Origin of the sequence: uncultured Oscillibacter sp. (assembly GCF_947654275.1) — a bacterium.
GTDB lineage: Bacteria > Bacillota > Clostridia > Oscillospirales > Oscillospiraceae > Oscillibacter.
This window is the reverse complement of record NZ_CANTJS010000003.1, coordinates 77,024-92,392: the sequence shown is the minus strand read 5'-3', so window position 1 is coordinate 92,392 and position 15,369 is coordinate 77,024. Positions and strand designations below refer to the sequence as shown.

The 15,369-nt window shown below is 63.8% G+C and carries 17 protein-coding genes; 6 read left to right on the top strand and 11 right to left on the bottom strand.

Annotated elements, in window-relative coordinates; all coding sequences use genetic code 11:
• Positions 1 to 2 precede the first annotated feature (2 nt).
• The 3 genes from Q0063_RS01690 to Q0063_RS01680 all read right to left on the bottom strand — a co-directional run bounded on the left by Q0063_RS01690 (position 3) and on the right by Q0063_RS01680 (position 2,792).
• Positions 3 to 2,246: a DNA internalization-related competence protein ComEC/Rec2 gene (locus Q0063_RS01690; protein ID WP_297870237.1), complete on the bottom strand. Its 2,244-nt coding sequence runs from the start codon at positions 2,244 to 2,246 to the stop codon at positions 3 to 5.
• Positions 2,243 to 2,473 carry a helix-turn-helix domain-containing protein gene (locus tag Q0063_RS01685; protein ID WP_297870236.1) on the bottom strand — a complete coding sequence of 77 codons (231 nt, stop codon included), beginning with the start codon at positions 2,471 to 2,473 and terminating at the stop codon, positions 2,243 to 2,245. Before Q0063_RS01685 ends, Q0063_RS01690 begins: the two co-directional genes overlap by 4 nt.
• An 88-nt stretch (positions 2,474 to 2,561) precedes the next feature.
• Positions 2,562 to 2,792: a helix-turn-helix domain-containing protein gene (locus tag Q0063_RS01680; protein ID WP_297870235.1), complete on the bottom strand. Its 231-nt coding sequence runs from the start codon at positions 2,790 to 2,792 to the stop codon at positions 2,562 to 2,564.
• A gap of 905 nt (positions 2,793 to 3,697) precedes the next feature.
• Here Q0063_RS01680 and Q0063_RS01675 point away from each other — a divergent pair.
• The 3 genes from Q0063_RS01675 (at position 3,698) to Q0063_RS01665 (ending at position 5,967) form a co-directional block, all read left to right on the top strand.
• Entirely contained in the window at positions 3,698 to 4,702 is a 1,005-nt protein-coding gene (locus tag Q0063_RS01675; protein ID WP_297870234.1) for a biotin--[acetyl-CoA-carboxylase] ligase, read from the top strand.
• 102 nt (positions 4,703 to 4,804) lie between these two features.
• Entirely contained in the window at positions 4,805 to 5,365 is a 561-nt protein-coding gene (locus Q0063_RS01670; RefSeq protein WP_297870233.1) for a chromate transporter, read from the top strand.
• Complete coding sequence (locus Q0063_RS01665) at positions 5,362 to 5,967, top strand: chromate transporter (protein WP_297870232.1); 606 nt, start codon at positions 5,362 to 5,364, stop codon at positions 5,965 to 5,967. Before Q0063_RS01670 ends, Q0063_RS01665 begins: the two co-directional genes overlap by 4 nt.
• 73 nt (positions 5,968 to 6,040) lie before the next feature.
• Here Q0063_RS01665 and obgE read toward each other — a convergent pair whose 3' ends face one another.
• Positions 6,041 to 7,321, bottom strand: coding sequence for a GTPase ObgE (gene obgE, locus Q0063_RS01660; RefSeq protein WP_297870231.1), 1,281 nt, complete (start codon positions 7,319 to 7,321; stop codon positions 6,041 to 6,043).
• 336 nt (positions 7,322 to 7,657) lie between these two features.
• Complete coding sequence (locus Q0063_RS14675) at positions 7,658 to 7,870, bottom strand: helix-turn-helix domain-containing protein (RefSeq protein ID WP_367180311.1); 213 nt, start codon at positions 7,868 to 7,870, stop codon at positions 7,658 to 7,660.
• Between the two features lie 100 nt (positions 7,871 to 7,970).
• Between Q0063_RS14675 and Q0063_RS01655 the strand changes: the two genes are divergently transcribed.
• On the top strand, positions 7,971 to 8,225 hold the full coding sequence (locus Q0063_RS01655; RefSeq protein WP_297870230.1) for a DUF6809 family protein: 255 nt from the start codon (positions 7,971 to 7,973) through the stop codon (positions 8,223 to 8,225).
• 364 nt (positions 8,226 to 8,589) lie between these two features.
• Here the strand turns inward: Q0063_RS01655 and Q0063_RS01650 are convergent, their stop codons facing one another.
• The 5 genes from Q0063_RS01650 to Q0063_RS01630 all read right to left on the bottom strand — a co-directional run bounded on the left by Q0063_RS01650 (position 8,590) and on the right by Q0063_RS01630 (position 11,077).
• Positions 8,590 to 9,021, bottom strand: a complete 432-nt coding sequence (locus Q0063_RS01650) for a hypothetical protein (protein WP_297870229.1) — start codon at positions 9,019 to 9,021, stop codon at positions 8,590 to 8,592.
• Positions 9,022 to 9,087: 66 nt separating this feature from the next.
• Positions 9,088 to 9,369 carry a 50S ribosomal protein L27 gene (rpmA, locus tag Q0063_RS01645; RefSeq protein WP_297870228.1) on the bottom strand — a complete coding sequence of 94 codons (282 nt, stop codon included), beginning with the start codon at positions 9,367 to 9,369 and terminating at the stop codon, positions 9,088 to 9,090.
• Between the two features lie 50 nt (positions 9,370 to 9,419).
• A complete protein-coding gene (locus Q0063_RS01640; protein ID WP_297870227.1) occupies positions 9,420 to 9,752 on the bottom strand; it encodes a ribosomal-processing cysteine protease Prp in 333 nt (110 codons plus the stop codon).
• A gap of 2 nt (positions 9,753 to 9,754) precedes the next feature.
• Complete coding sequence (gene rplU, locus Q0063_RS01635; RefSeq protein ID WP_297870226.1) at positions 9,755 to 10,066, bottom strand: 50S ribosomal protein L21; 312 nt, start codon at positions 10,064 to 10,066, stop codon at positions 9,755 to 9,757.
• A 354-nt stretch (positions 10,067 to 10,420) separates the two neighbouring features.
• Positions 10,421 to 11,077 (bottom strand): hypothetical protein, encoded by a 657-nt coding sequence (locus tag Q0063_RS01630; RefSeq protein ID WP_297870225.1) that lies wholly within the window; start codon positions 11,075 to 11,077, stop codon positions 10,421 to 10,423.
• 173 nt (positions 11,078 to 11,250) lie between these two features.
• Between Q0063_RS01630 and Q0063_RS01625 the strand changes: the two genes are divergently transcribed.
• Entirely contained in the window at positions 11,251 to 11,727 is a 477-nt protein-coding gene (locus Q0063_RS01625; protein WP_297870224.1) for a deaminase, read from the top strand.
• 71 nt (positions 11,728 to 11,798) lie between these two features.
• Positions 11,799 to 14,138, top strand: coding sequence for a polysaccharide pyruvyl transferase family protein (locus Q0063_RS01620; protein ID WP_297870223.1), 2,340 nt, complete (start codon positions 11,799 to 11,801; stop codon positions 14,136 to 14,138).
• Positions 14,139 to 14,196: 58 nt separating this feature from the next.
• Here Q0063_RS01620 and Q0063_RS01615 read toward each other — a convergent pair whose 3' ends face one another.
• Complete coding sequence (locus Q0063_RS01615) at positions 14,197 to 15,165, bottom strand: C39 family peptidase (protein WP_297870222.1); 969 nt, start codon at positions 15,163 to 15,165, stop codon at positions 14,197 to 14,199.
• Positions 15,166 to 15,369: the final 204 nt, after the last annotated feature.

The window sequence follows — 15,369 nt, the reverse complement described above, 5'->3', positions numbered from 1 at the left end:
CGTCATTCCTCCAGATTCCAGGATAGGCGGACGGTTCCCATCCGGTCCGTCCGGCAGACCGTGCAGCCCTGCCGGGCCAGCCGGGTCAGAACCTCCTCCGCGGGGTGGCCATAGGTATTGCTGCCCACGCTGATGCAGACCGTCTCCGGCGAGACCGCGTCCAGCAGGGCCTGAGAGGTGGCGGAACGGGAGCCGTGATGCCCCGCCGTCATGCCCTCCACCTCCGGCAGCTCCCAGCGCTCCAGCAGCCGCCGTTCCGTGGCGGCGTCCATGTCGCCGGTGATGAGGAAATCCCGGTCCCCCACGGAGACCAGAACGGTCAGACCCCTTTCGTTGCTCTCCCCCTCCCCCAGAGGCGGAAAGACCGTCAGCGTCCCCTTGCCGAAGGGCAGGCGCTCCCGCTCCGTCACCATGCGGAGTGCCCCGGCCTCCGCCGTCCCCAGGACGGCCTCCTGCCCTGCTTCTCCCTCCGGAGCCAGCAGGGCTTCCGCATCCAGCCGGGCCAGCAGGCCGGGCACGCCGGAGACATGGTCGCTGTCCCAGTGGGTGAGGCAGAGATAGTCCAGCTTCCCGCAGCCCATGGCCCGGAGCCGGTGGGCAGCGGTCTCCCCGGCGTCCCTCCAGCTGTTGGCGCTGCCGCAGTCCACCAGGGCATAGTCCCCGCCGGAGGCCAGAATCACGCTCTGCCCCTGGCCCACGTCCAGCACCAGAACCTCCAGGTCTCCGCCGTACCGCTCTGCCCCCAGCCTGACCGTCAGCGCCAGGGTCAGAACCGCCAGAGCCGCCGCCAGACTATACGCCCGCCGCCGCGCTCCTCTCCGCCTCATCAGGAGAACGGCGGCAAAGAGCAGATAGACGTAAATCAGCCAGTATTTCATATACGGGTTGGCAAAATACACCCCCTGATGAGGAACCTTGGACAGCAGTCCCGCCACGGAAAGAATATACCGCGTCAGAAGCGCCGCAGGCCAGGCCAGCAGGCGGCCCAGAGGCGGGCAGACCAGTCCGGCCAGCGCGGCCAGCAGTCCGAAGCAGAAGGTCCCGGAGGCCGCCGGCAGGCAGAGCAGACTGCTGAGGGGCGTCAGCAGGGAGAGAAAGCCGAAATACCAGGCGGAGAGAGGCGCGGCAAACACCAGGGCCCCGCAGGTAACCGACAGGGAGCCCCACACCCCCCGCAGCGGGGCCCGGCCCGCCCACTTTTCCGGCATGGCGGCACTGAGCCGGGGCGTCAGCCACAGAATTCCCGTCATGGCGGCAAAGGACAGCTGGAGACTCACCGAGGCGGCGGCGAAGGGATTCGCCAGCAGAATCAGCAGCAACGCCGCCAGCAGGGCGGTGGGTCCGTCGCTCTCCCGCCGGAAGAGGGGCCCCGCCAGCAGCAGCGCCAGCATCATGCAGGCCCGCACCGCCGAGGGGCTGCATCCCGCCATCAGCACATAAAAGACCAGCAGGGGCACGGCGCAGGCAAACAGAGCCCGCCGCCGGTGCCGCCCGATGAGAAGGGAGACTGGGGCCAGCAGCATGGCGCAGTGCATCCCGGACACCGCCAGAATGTGGCTGAGGCCCGCCTCGCCCAGGGCGGCGGAGGCCGCTTCCGACAGTCCGGAGCGGTCCCCGGTGAGAATGCCGGCCAGAAAACCGGCGGCGTCCCCCTCAAACAGCAGGCTCAGCTCCGCCCGCAGAGCCCGGCCCGCCCGGAGAGGCAGCCACCGCCAGCCGCCCGAGGTCCCCGGTCCGGCCTGGGGCGCGTCCCCGCCGTAGACCAGGAGGAACACGCCTCTGGAGGTAAAGGCGGAGATGTCCTCGTCCCGGACACGGGCGGCGCTTTGGAGGCGGACGGGTCCGGTGAGGGTCTGGCCCGGCTCCAGCTCCAGCAGCTCCCGGCCGCCGTAATAGACCGCTTTACCGGGAACGCCCTCCAGCCGCACCGTCGCCCGGGCCCCGAAATCGCTCTCCTCCGGCAGGTCCAGAAGGGTCACGGTGCGGATTCCGTCCTCTTCCTCCAGACAGGCCTCCGCCGCCTGCTGCACCTGGCGGACATACAGCCAGTCATAGCCCAGCCCTATGGCCAGCGCCGCCAGAAACGCCACCGCCCGCCGCCGTCTCTCCCAGGGCAGGGCCAGCGCCAAAAACGCCAGCCCCAGGGCCGCAAAGGCGCAGAACAGCCCCCGGTCTCCCGGCAGTCCGTACCGGGCCAGGAACACGCCGCCGGAAAAGCCCCCGGCGAACCAGGCCAGCCGCCTCACCGCCGCCGGGAGGGCGCGGGAGGCGTGGGGTCGTCGGTGCGGCCCAGGAGATAGTCGGTGCTGACCTGATAGTATTCCGCCAGCTTGATCACTGCCCAGGTGGGAATCTCCCGGACGCCCTTTTCATAACGCCAGTAGACATTGCGGCCCATGTTGAGGTAGTCCGCAATGGCAATCTGTGTCTTGTCATGGTCCACGCGTAAATCTTCAATCCGCTGGAAGTGCATAGCATCACCTCGGAATCATGCTACCAAACGGTAGCATTCCCGTTGCTATTCTCATCCATACGGATTCACTTCCGCGTGGGACACACTTCTATCGCCGCTTCAGCGGAGACGGCTGAGCAGGGTCATCGGTGCGGCCCAGAAGGTAGTCGGTGCTGACTTTGTAGAAATCCGCCAGCCTGTCCACCACCCACACCGGTGTTTCCCGTTCCCCCGACTCATAACGACGGTAAACGCTGCGGTGCATATTCAAATAGTCGGCAACCTTTTGCTGAGAGAGGTCATGGTCCTCCCGCAGGTCCCGCATACGCCTGAGCTCCATATCACATCACCCCAAAAATGCTACCAAACGGAGTCATCCGCCGAATGATATTGTGCCCATGTGAGGCCAGCCCATGTAGTATATCACAGACTTGTCAAAAAAGCTATCACAAACAATGTCCTTGCCGGCAGAGCCATGACGATGGCCGAATTTCACGCTGATGCGCAATCCGCTTTCGCAGGAACCACTGCCATGGGGGCTCACTCCCGTAAGGACCGCTTTCGCGGGGAACCAGAGAGGCCTTGCCTCTCTGGACTCTCCACCAGGGGGAGCGCCCCCTGGAACCCCCCAATAATTGACAGCGGGGGACGAGGGACGCGCAAGAATTGCTGATGGCTTATGACGAAAGTCTTCAGCCCGCGGCTCAGTGCAAGCGGGGTTTTGGCGATTATCGAATGGACTTCCCTTTCTTTCCGCTGCCGCTGATGCGGTGGTAACCGAAAGAGAAAACGGTAAACAGGAAGACCGGTAGAAGAGCCGGGTAAGCGGCAGCGGGGAGAGAGGGACAGGCCTTGCGTCAACCTCCAAAGCCCCCGCCCGCACCACGCGGCGGGCTGGAGACTTTCGTAAAAAACGGAAGCAGCTCTTGCGGCAAGCGGTTTTTCTCTTTTGGACCGTGCACGGCCCGTTTTCTCTTTTTGGCGCAACCAAAAAGAGAAGATGGGGGAAAGCGGCGAAGCGCCGCCGGTGGCGGAGCAAGCAAGCCGCTTTCGAGGAAGCGGCACGATTTGCGGCCTTTCGGAACCGCAAATCGTATCGCCGCGACGGTGGTCTGCAATGGACAAGCTGACATGTCAGCTGTTGTCTCCTCCGCCCAAAATCCCCGGTTTACACACAGGAAAAAATATGCTATACTACACACGCTGTTTTTCAGAGGCTTTTTTTGCCGGAAGGGAGGGACCCGCATGAGCCGGAAACAGATTCTGGAGCTGCTGCGAAGCGAAGAGGGCTTCCTCTCCGGCCAGGAGCTGAGCCGCCGTCTGGGGCTGAGCCGGGCGGCGGTGTGGAAGGCGGTGGAGGCCCTGCGGAGGGACGGATATGAAATCGAGGCCCGGACGGGTCTGGGCTACCGCCTGTCCGCCGCGCCGGACGTGCTGACGGAGGCGGAAATCCGAAGCCGCCTGGGCCCCACGGAGACGGTGGGCCGGACGCTGTGCTGTCTGGAGCAGGTGGACTCCACCAACAACTACGCCAAGCAGCTGGCCCAGCAGGGGGCCCCGGACGGCACGGCGGTGCTGGCGGAGAGCCAGACGGCGGGCCGGGGGCGGATGGACCGCTCCTTTCAGTCCCCCAGGGGGGAAGGCATCTACCTGTCCGTCCTGCTGCGGCCCCAGGTGGCGCCGGAGCGCCTGCCGCCGGTGACGGCTCTGGCGGGGGTGGCGGTGTGCGCCGCCGTGGAGCGGGTCTGCGGCGTGAGGCCCGGGCTGAAATGGCCCAACGACCCGGTGTTAAACGGGAAAAAGCTCTGCGGCATCCTGACAGAGGTCTCTCTGGAGGCGGAGACGGGGCGGCTCCAGTCCCTGGTGCTGGGCATCGGCGTCAACGTCCTTCAAAGGGCGGAATCCTTCTCGCCGGAGGTCCGGGAGGTGGCCACCTCTCTGCTCCAGGCGCTGGGAAGGCCGGTGTCCCGGCCCCTGCTGGCGGCGGCGCTGCTGGAGGAGCTGGACCGGATGAACCGGGATCTCCGCGCCGGAGACCTGTCGGAGTGGCTGGCGGCCTACCGCCGGGACTGCGTGAACCTGGGCAGGACCGTTCAGCTGATTCCCTTCGGCGGCGGGGAGCGGGAGACAGCGGAGGCCGTGGATATCGACGGGGAATTCAGCCTGGTGGTCCGCCTGCCGGACGGCGGCGTCAAAAAAGTCCGCTCCGGAGAGGTGTCCGTCCGGGGCCTGTACGGCTACACGGAATAAGGTCAGGAATGCCGGGCCGCCTTCCCGGCCCGCGATCTCATTCCTGATTCTTAATTCCTAATTTCTCATTCCTAATTCCTAATTCTAACAGGGGGTTTTGCTATGGAAAGCAAAAAAGGCTCCGGGGGTCTCTGGAGCTTATTCTGGACCTTCGCGAAAATGGGGGTCATGACCTTCGGCGGCGGCATGGCTATGCTGCCCATCCTCCAAAGGGAGGTTGTGGACAATAAGGGCTGGGCCACCGAAGAGGAGCTGACGGATTACTACGCCATAGGCCAGTGCACACCCGGCATCATCGCCGTCAATACGGCCACCTTCATCGGCCAGAAGTGCGGCGGCATGATGGGGGGCATCATGGCAACGCTGGGCGTGGTGTTCCCCTCTGTGGTCATCATCTCCATTCTGGCGGGACTGATTTCCAACTTCGCGGACCTGGCCTGGGTGAAGAACGCCTTTGCCGGCATTCAGGTCTGTGTCTGCGTGCTGATTTTCAACGCGGTGATGAAGCTGCTGAAAAAGTCCGTGGTGGATAAGCGCACCGCCGTGATTTTCCTGCTGGTGCTGGCAGGGGGCCTGTTCCTGAAGCTGTCCCCGGTGTGGTTCGTCATCGCCGCAGCTCTGGCGGGCATTCTCTTGAAGAATCTGGAGGCGAAGCAGGCATGATTTATTTACAGCTTTTCTGGGAATTTTTCAAAACCGGCCTCTTCGCCGTAGGCGGCGGCATGGCCACCCTGCCCTTTCTCCAGGCCATCGGAGAATCCACGGGCTGGTACACCTACACCGATCTGATGAACATGCTGGCGGTATCCGAGTCCACCCCCGGCCCCATCGGCATCAATATGGCCACCTATGTGGGCTTCACGGCGGCGGGCATCCCCGGGGCCGTCATCGCCACTCTGGGCGAGGTGACCCCCTCCATCATCGTGATTCTGATTGTGGCGGCGGTGCTCCAGAGCTTCCGGAACAACAAATACGTGGACCGGGCCTTTTACGGGCTCCGTCCCGCCTCCACGGGGCTGATCGGCGCGGCCTGCGTGTCGGTAATCCTGGAGGTGCTGACCGGCGTGCGGCTGGCGCTTCTCACCGGCATTGTCAAGGCCCCCGTCCTCAGCGGGGAAAGCCTTCTGAACATACCGGGGCTGCTGCTGGCGGCGGCGCTGATCGTGCTGACCAATTATGTGCCCAAGGTGAAGAATCTGCACCCCATTGTCTTCATCGGCCTGTCCGCCGCGGTGGGGGTTGTATTCCGCTTCGCGGGAGCATGACGGGAGAGTGGAGCGTTAAGATAAAAAAAGGAGATCATGTCCCTCATCGGGGCATGGTCTCCTTCCTTTTCTCTCACCTTTGGTAGTCGAATTCAAATCCGTCGATGGAAACGGTGTCCCCGTCGGCTATGCCCATCTCCTCCAGCCGCTGGAACAGGCCCGCCTCCCGGAGCATCCGGTCGAACCACATGCGGCTCTCGTAGTCGGAGAAATTGACGTTGGCAATGAGCCGCTGAATCCAGGGCCCGCCCACGAGCCAGACGCCGTCCTCGTGCTGAATCTCCGGCGGCGCGGAGGCGTCCAGCGCCGGGGGCTTTGGAACGTACTCCGGTTCGTACACGGCCACAGGGGGCAGGGTGGACAGCCGTTCCGCCGCCAGGCCGACCAGCTCCCGGGTCCCCTGGTGGGTCGCGGCGGAGAGCTGGACCAGGGGATAGCCCAGGGCCTCCACATGGGCCCGGAGGGCCTCCAGCAGGGCGGGGTCCTCCATCACGTCGGTCTTGTTGGCGGCCACAATCTGTGGCCGCTCCGCAAGCTCCGGGCTGTAGCGCTTCAGCTCCTCGTTGATGGCGTCGAAATCCGCCACAGGGTCCCGGCCCTCGCAGCCGGACACGTCCACCACATGAATCAGCAGGCGGCAGCGGTCGACGTGCCGCAGGAAGTCGTGTCCCAGGCCCGCCCCCTCGCTGGCGCCCTCGATGATGCCGGGAATGTCCGCCATGACGAAGCTGACGCCCTCATCCACCCAGACCACGCCCAGGTTGGGGAAGAGGGTGGTAAAATGGTAGTTGGCAATCTTGGGCCGGGCCTTGGTGACCACGCTGAGGAGGGTGGATTTGCCCACGTTGGGGAAGCCCACCAGACCCACGTCCGCCAGCAGCTTCAGTTCCAATATGACCTCGTGGCTCTCGCCGGGAAGGCCCGCCTTGGCGAAGCGGGGAACCTGCCGGGTGGGGGTGGCGAAATGGCTGTTGCCCCAGCCGCCGCGGCCGCCGCGGCAGAGGACAAAGGGCTCGCTGGAGCTCATGTCCGCCATGATCTCGTTGGTCTCGGCGTCCCGGACCAGGGTGCCCCGGGGAACCCGGATCACCAGGTCCTCGCCGTTTTTGCCGAATTTCCGCTTGCCCTGACCGTCCATGCCGTTGGGCGCGGTGTATTTGCGCTTGTAGCGGAAGTCCATCAGTGTGGACATATTATCGTCCACCTGAAGGATGATGGACCCGCCCCGGCCGCCGTCTCCGCCGTCGGGTCCGCCGGCTGCCACATACTTCTCCCGGTGGAACGACACAACGCCGTTTCCGCCGCTGCCCGCCCGGACGGTGATGCGGGCCTTATCTACAAATCCTGATGCCATAGATTCTCCTTCTTCCCCCGTTGGGGGGGCTTTTACTCGCCCTTCGGGCGGGGTAGACTGGATGCTGGCCGGTCCAATGTATCCCCGTTTTCCCGGGGAACCACTGCCGTGGGGCCGCCTTCCGGCGGGACCGCTTTCGCGGGGAGCGCTCCCGCGTGGGGCCAAAGGGGCCAGCCCCTTTGGAATCCCCGTCAGGGGGGACACCCCCCTGAATCCCCCCGATAACGGGGGATTTTACAGCGTGGTCCCGTTTCCCACGCCGCCGGTTTTTGACGCAAGTCATCGGGCCGGGGGGTGGCAGTTGTCGAATGGCCTGCCGTCCTCTGCCGGCCTGACTCAAAGCGGCAGCGGCTCCAAACCCGCCAGCTGATCCAGAGTTACGTTGTAGAATTTCGCGAAGGCGCAAAGGACCGACAAGCCCGGTTCCCGCTGGCCGGTTTCATAGCGCCGGTAAGAGCTATAGGAAATGTTACATTTTACAGCTACAAGCTCCGCACTGAAATGATGGCTCTTTCGTAGTGTGAACAAATTTTCTGAGAAATCACTCATAGTTTCTCCCTCACCTATTGACAGACCGACTTGGCCCGGGTATAATGTCTTTACGGATTAGTCCAAACGGAAAACCCCAAATAGAAAGCCGGCTGATTTTATGGAAGCTCTTCTTCATACGCTATACTTCTATGCCCAGGAAAACCAGGTTTTCCGCCGCCTCCAGACGCCGGAATACCGGCGGGCCGTCTCCGAGACAGAGGAAAGCTGGGAGGCATTCCGGTCCACGCTGACAGCGGAGCAGGGTGAACGGCTGGACGCGCTTTTGTCACAGAACGAAGAGATCGCGCATTTAGAGGATGAAGCGTCCTTTTGCTGTGCCCTCTCCATGGGTATCGCGTTGGGCCGCCTGTAAAACGGCCAGTGCGGCGGCAGCGAAAAGAGAGGAACAGGCCATTCGTCAACCGCCCCCCGCCTGCGGCGGGCCGCCCCACCTCCCGCATGAGGTAATCCAGGGCCGGTTCCACGGTCTCCACCCCCATCCGGGCCATGACGCACAGGGTTCCGTCCCGGACGGTCACGGGATAAATCACGTCCCCCGCCTTCAGGCTGGCGATGGACGGCATCGCCGTGTGAGGACCGCCGTAGACAACGGACAGGGGCCCGCCGTCCCCGGCCCGCTCCAGGCGCCGGATATGTTCCCTGGACCAGTAGGTCATATAGCCCGCCATAAAAACCGCCCCTTTCTCCCGCTATTGTACAGGACCGGGGGAGATTCGTCAACCACGGCTGCTGATGAGAAACAGCCCCAGCCCGCAGACGGCCATACCGGCCGCCTGCCGGAGGGTGACGGTCTCCTGATACACGGCCACGCCCACCAGAAGCAGCACGCAGGCGAGAATGATATTCGCGGTCAGAGAACACAGGGACACTGGCCAGCCCGCCCTGTAAGCGGCCACATAGCCGAATTCAAGGCCGGTTATTGCGCCGCCCAGTATCAGAGACGCCCAGTTCAACTGACCCAGCGCCGCCGGAAGGTTCCTCTCGGGGCTGGTCAGGAGGAACAGCGTCAGCGACACCCCGGCGGCCGCCAGGTAGGTGACGCAGAGGGACGCGAAGGGATTGGCCTGACCGGGAATGGCCTTGGTACAGATATTGTATAGCGTATTAGACGCCACAATTATGGCGATGGGCCAGATCAGATACAGCATTTCAAACCGCCTCCCCGAACAGAAAGAGGTCCGGACCTGCGTCCGGACCTCGTCTCATAAAAATGCTCACTCAGCCTCGTAAACAGAGACCTGCTTGCGGTCCTTGCCCAGCCGCTCAAAACGGACCGTGCCGCTGGCGGTGGCAAAGAGGGTGTCGTCGCTGCCGCGGCCCACGTTCACGCCGGGGTGAATGTGGGTGCCGCGCTGGCGGACCAGGATGTTGCCGGCCAGAACAAACTGACCGTCAGCCCGCTTGGGTCCCAGGCGCTTGGCCTTGGAGTCCCGGCCGTTCTTGGTGGAGCCGCCGCCCTTCTTGTGGGCGAAGAACTGTAATCCAATGTGAATCATGTCAGGAACCATCCTTTCTTGAGAGATTTTCAGATGGAGAGGAGGACCCTTCAGTCCGCCTCCAGAACTTCAATGTTTTCGGGATACTCGTCGTGGAGCATGGTGAAATAGAGCATCAGCCCTGTCAGAAGAGACTGGCAGGTGCTCTCCGCCGCCGCATCCAGCCCGCCGGGCAGACGCAGGGAAATCAACGCCCGGGCTTCGTCCACCTTCACCGCCGCCGCAAGGCCCAGCACGTCGTTGACGGTGGCCTCTACCAGGGTGACGGCCGCGCCGATGGACGCGCAGAGAAGATCCTTCCCCGCGTCATCCCAGCCGCTGTGGCCCTCGGCGTCAAAGCCGGTGATCCGGCCCTGTTCCGTGTGGAATGTGACGCTGGTCATGCTCAGACGGAAATCTTGCCGATTTCAACCTTGGTGTAGGGCTGACGGTGGCCCTGACGCTTGCGGTAGCCCTTTTTAGGGTTATACTTGAAGATGCGGATTTTCTTGCCCTTGCCGTTTTTGACAATTTTGGCCTCCACGGAGGCGCCGGCCACAGTGGGAGCGCCAAAGGTGGCCTTCTCGCCGTCCAGAATGGCCAGGACCTGGTCAAACTTCACGGTGTCGCCGGCCTCGTTGGGCAGCTTCTCGATGAAAACCACGTCGCCCTCGGCCACCTTGTACTGCTTGCCGCCGGTTACGATGATTGCGTTCATTTGCGTTTCAACTCCTTCATTACGGGCTCGCTGTCGGGGGCGGCGTTTTCCTGCATTCCTGCATTCCTGCATTCCTGCATTCCTGCACTCCTGCACTCCTGCACTCCTGCACTCCTGCACTCCTGCACTCCTGCCGGAGCACGCACTTTTACAAACCCATTCAAAGCGGCTTCCCTAGTATATCAGCGAAAATCGGGCTTGTCAATGGGGTTTGGAAGGTTTTTCTGCCTTTTTTGCTTTTTTGTTTTTTCATTTTTGCCGGCTTTGCCGGTTTCAAGAGAGGATTCTGCTTCCTCCGCGCAAATAAAGCCCTGACAGACTGAATATTGCGGTGCTCTCTGATTGCCGGAGTCTTTAAAAATCCGGACCGGGCTGGAATTCCTCTGTCACGTTGATGTACACACCGCCGGATTTCCGATACATCCGCTGATTGGTTCGGGGGCTGCTTAAAGGCCCCAGCTCAGGCCGGTAGCTTCCTGTTTTAATGTAATCAAATGTTTCCATCCATTCTTCAATAAATGTATCTCTTCCGGAATACAGGCAGGTCTTTAAGCCCCTCGTATGCGCGTAGGCGGAGTACAGCACCAATTCCTTGCGCTCCGAAAGCGTACCCCGCCCCTCCCCTAAAAAGCACACGCAGGATGCCGCTCTCCAGTACAAATCCAGCATTTTCCGGTAATTTTCTAACAATGGATAACCGTAATCTGGCCTTTGCAGTTCCGGGTAATGACAGTTTTCGCAGTGATTCCGGCAGCCGGATATATAAATGCAGAGTGATCTTTCGTCGGGAACTTCGCGATGGCTCAGCCCGAATTCAACGTAATACAACATCTTTTTTCTCCCGCATGGGTTCTGCTGTCTTAAACGAAAGGAAGGTTTAAGCGGCGGCTGAGCTTCGGCCTTGATGAACACCGCTCTGTCACTGCCATCATAGCACCCACACAAAGCCGGTTCAACCCCTTTTCGCAAAGCCGGCGGCGCGCCTGGCAGGTCCCGTTTTTTGGAAGGCATCCTGCCGCCCTTTTTCTTGCCAAACCGCCGTTTCTGTGTTAAAATAGACAAGCCGGAGGCCCGGCGAAGGCGTGGAATTGGAAGTTCGTGAGAAAACCGCCCTCCGGGCCGGCCGGACGGCGTGCGGCGGTTATGAATACAGACTCTAAAAAGCCGGAAAAGGAGAGATGTCTATGGAGCGCATCAGCAAGGAAAACTACTATCTGGACATTGCCGAAACCGTTCTGGAGCGGGCCACCTGCCTGCGCCGGGTCTACGGAGCCATCATCGTCACCAACGACGAAATCATCTCCACCGGCTACAACGGGGCCCCCAGGGGCCGGGCCAACTGCTCAGAGCTGGGCTACTGCTCCCGGGAGGCGCTCCAGGTGCCCAGAGGCCAGCGCTACGAGCTCTGCCGCAGCGTCCACGCCGAGGCCAACGCCATCATCTCCGCCTCCCGCCGGGACATGGCCGGCGGAACGCTGTACCTGGTGGGCCGGGACGCCCAGACCGGCGAGCTGCTGGGGGACGCCACCTCCTGCGCCATGTGCCGGAGAATGGTCATCAACGCGGGGCTGGCCCGGGTGGTCATCCGGCGGACCAGAACGGAGTTTGACGTGGTGATGGTCTCCGACTGGATTGCCGAGGACGACGCCGCGGGCGGCTGAGCCCTGTCAGCGCATAGATTCCGCCGGAGACCCGGCGGGGCCCGGACACCGGGAGAAAGGAAGGGGCTTCTTTGAACGCGGGACTTGTCACCTTTTACCATATTCATCACTACGGGGCGCTGCTCCAGGCGGCGGCGACCCAGAGGGCCGTGGAGGCCCTGGGGGGCAGCTGTGAGATTGTCGATTATTTTGTCAACCAGGACAACCGGCTCTTCCGCCCCCCCGTCCGGCCTGCCGCGGCGGCGTCAGACGCCCATACCGCCCTGCATTACCGGGCGCTGCGGGACCGCTGGCGGCGGTTCGAGGCCTTTTCCCGGGCCCACCTCCGCATCAGTCCCCGCCGCTTCCAAAGTCTGGAGGAGCTGCGGGAGGCGGACCTGCCCTATGACGTCATCCTCTCCGGCAGCGACCAGATCTGGAACCCCCTGATTTTTCCGGACCGGCGCTTTGACCCCGTATTCTTCGGGGCCTTCTCCGGCTGCCGGAAGATTGCTTACGCCCCTTCCTTCGGCCTGCCCCGGATTCCCCCGGAGATGGAAGAGGAGCTGCGGACCTATCTCTCTGCCTTCACCCATCTCTCCGCCCGTGAGGCCCAGGGCCGGGATATCATCCGGGACCTGACGGGGCGGAAGGTTCCGGTGGTGCTGGACCCCACCCTGCTGCTGACGGCGGACCAGTGGTCCGCCATGGCGGAGCGGGTCCGCCGGAAGGACGGCGGCTATATCCTCTGCTACTGCGTCAGCGCCCCTGGGGCCCTGACCCCCTATCTCCGGCAGCTGGCGGCGGTGACAGGGCTGCCGGTGGTGCAGCTCTGCGGAGCCCGGAGGAAGGCGCACCCCAGGGCCCGGCTGGTGCTGGACGCCGGTCCGGCGGAGTTCCTGGACTGGTTCCGCGGGGCGTCTTACGTCTGCACCAACTCCTTCCACGGCACGGTATTTTCCATCCAGTTTCAAAAGCCCTTCTTCGCCAGCCTCTCCCCCTCGGAGCTGGCGGAGCCGGAGCGCTCCCGGACCTTCAGCCTGCTGGACCGGCTGGGTCTGACGGACCGGATTGTGGGCCGGGGAAGCACCGCCGGTCTTCTGGAGCCCGTCGGCTGGGACGGCGCAAACGTCCGGCTGGAGGCCGCCCGGCGGGATTCCCTGGCCTATCTGAAGGCCGCGCTGGAAAATGCGCCGCCGGAGGGGGACTGCCAGGGCACGGAGTCCCGGGGAGAAGAACCGTCTCAGAAAAAGCGTCCGGCGGCGGAGGCGGACAAGCTGGCGGGAGAGGGCAGCTGCACCGGCTGCACCGCCTGTCAGGCCATCTGCCCCCGGGACGCCATCTCTATGGTCCGGGACCGGGAGGGCTTTTCCCGGCCCAGGGTGGACCCGTCAAAGTGCGTGGACTGCGGCCTCTGCACCGCCGTCTGCCCCGCCCTGCATCCGGCCGCCCCCGAAGACCGGTCCCTTCCCGCGGCCTTTGCCGCCTGGAACAGGGACGGCGAAATCCGGCGGGACTCCACCTCCGGCGGCGTGTTCTCCGCCCTGGCGGAGGACGTACTGGAGGGCGGCGGCGTGGTGTTCGGCGCGGCCCTGGACGGGAAGCAGCACCTGCACCACATCGCCTGCTTCCGGAAGGAGGACCTCTGGCGTCTCCGGGGGGCCAAGTATGTTCAAAGCGACCTGGGAGACATCTTCCGGGAAGTCAAAAAGTGCCTGGAAACCCGGCCCGTCCTGTTTTCCGGAACCCCCTGCCAGGTGGACGGGCTCTACCGCTATTTGGGCCGCCGGCCGGAAAACCTCATCACCTGCGACCTGGTCTGCCAGGGGGTCCCCTCCCCCGGCGTGTGGGAGGACATGGCCCGGCTGATCGAGGCGCGGAAGGGCCGGGACCTTCAGACCGTGCGCTTCCGCAACAAGGTGGAGGGCTGGAAAAACAGCCACTTTACCGCTGTCTTTGAGGGCGGCGGCGTGGACAGCCGTCCCCTGTTCAGCACGGAGTATGGCCGGGCCTTCGGCCGGGCGCTGTTCCTGCGGCCCTGCTGCTACCGCTGTCCCTATGCCGGCCTGAACCGGCCCGGGGACTTCACCCTGGGGGATTTCTGGGGGCTGGCCCCCGGCGAGCTGCCGGAGCAGCAGGTCTGGGGCGTCAGCCTCCTGCTGGTGAACACCGCCCAGGGCAGCCATATGTTCGACCGTCTCCCTCTGGGCCGGAAGCCCTTCCCTGTGGAGCGGGCCATCGCCGGGAATCCCCGTTTGGCCTCCCCCATCGCCCAGCCCGCCGACCGCTGCGCCTTTTTCGCCGCCTATGCCCTGGAGCCCTTTGAAAAGGTTCTGCGGGACTACTGCGCCCTGCCTCCCCTGCCGGTGCGGGCGGCCTCAAGGGTCCTCTCGCCGGAGGTCAAGGCAAGGCTCAAAAAGCTGCTGAAGTGAACAGAGACAGAAACGCCCTTCCATACAATAGTATGGAAGGGCGTTTTGGCTTCTGCATCTATTCGTGGACTTCGCCGGCTCTGGACAGAATCCACAGCGGCGCGCCGTTGGTCCGGCTGGGGGACAGCTCCTCCAGAATGAGGGACAAATCCCAGGGAATCAGGCTCCGTTCCCGGCTGGCGGGGTCCGCCACCAGAATCTCACCCCCCAGGGTCACGCCCCGGAGGAGGATGAAGTGGCCCCCCCTGGTAAAGTGGCCGTCGGTCATCAGCGCCACCGCCAGGTCCCCCCCGGCCAGGCGGGCATAGAGGGCGTCCTCATCCAGCAGCGCCGGGTCCAGGGGCTCGCAGATCAGGCCGTAAGCCTCCGCCACGCCCTGAACGATGGAGAGATAGGAACCGTGGCTTCTGCACCAGTAGCCCCGCTTGACGCAGAGCCTGGCCATGTCCTCCGGGTCCACGGTTGTCTCCGTCAGGGTGGACACCGCCATGGCCATGGCGGTGGGGCCGCAGCCGTGGCTGCTGAGGGGGTCGCTGCCGTATTTCTGGCCGGACCGGGCCTCGTCGGTCTGGTTGAAGTAAACCACGTCCACGCCGCCGCCGGTGAGGTATTCCAAGCCGTCCTCCCGGGCCTCCAGGTCGCTGATGAGGGGGTCCAGCATGGAATAGGGCGGGGCGATGTCCGGCTGCTCCAGCTGCGTGGAGAGGGCCTCCTCCTCCGGCTGGGGCTCGGGGGGGCGGTTCAGCTCCTCCAGCTTCAGCCGCAGGGTCTCCCCGGTCTCCCGGACCCCTGTCCACAGGGCTTCCCCGGCCTCACAGGCCCAGTCCCAGACCGCGCCCCCCGCCAGAGCGGCGGCGGCGGCCCCCCGGCGGACCGGCGCGGTGACCTCCTCGTACAGCTCCGGTTCCATAGCCCGGCAGGCCAGCAGCTCCGCCCCGACGACGCAGACCATAGCCAGCAGCAGCACCGCCGCGGTGCGGAACCGGCGGCGGGGCGGTCTGGGGGATGAATTGTTGGAGTCGGCCATGGCATTTCTCCTGTTCCAAGACGGCGGTAAGGCGTTTCAAACAAAATTGAATTGATTATACCACGAAAACAGGCGTCTGTACAGAGCTTTGGGCATTCCCTTTTCTGGAAGCCCTCTTCCACACCAACGCGCCAAGCCCCCGAACTCCCGTATCCGAAGCCGGCGGTGGCCCGGAAACCCCGTCCCCGGGAAGACGGACCGGCC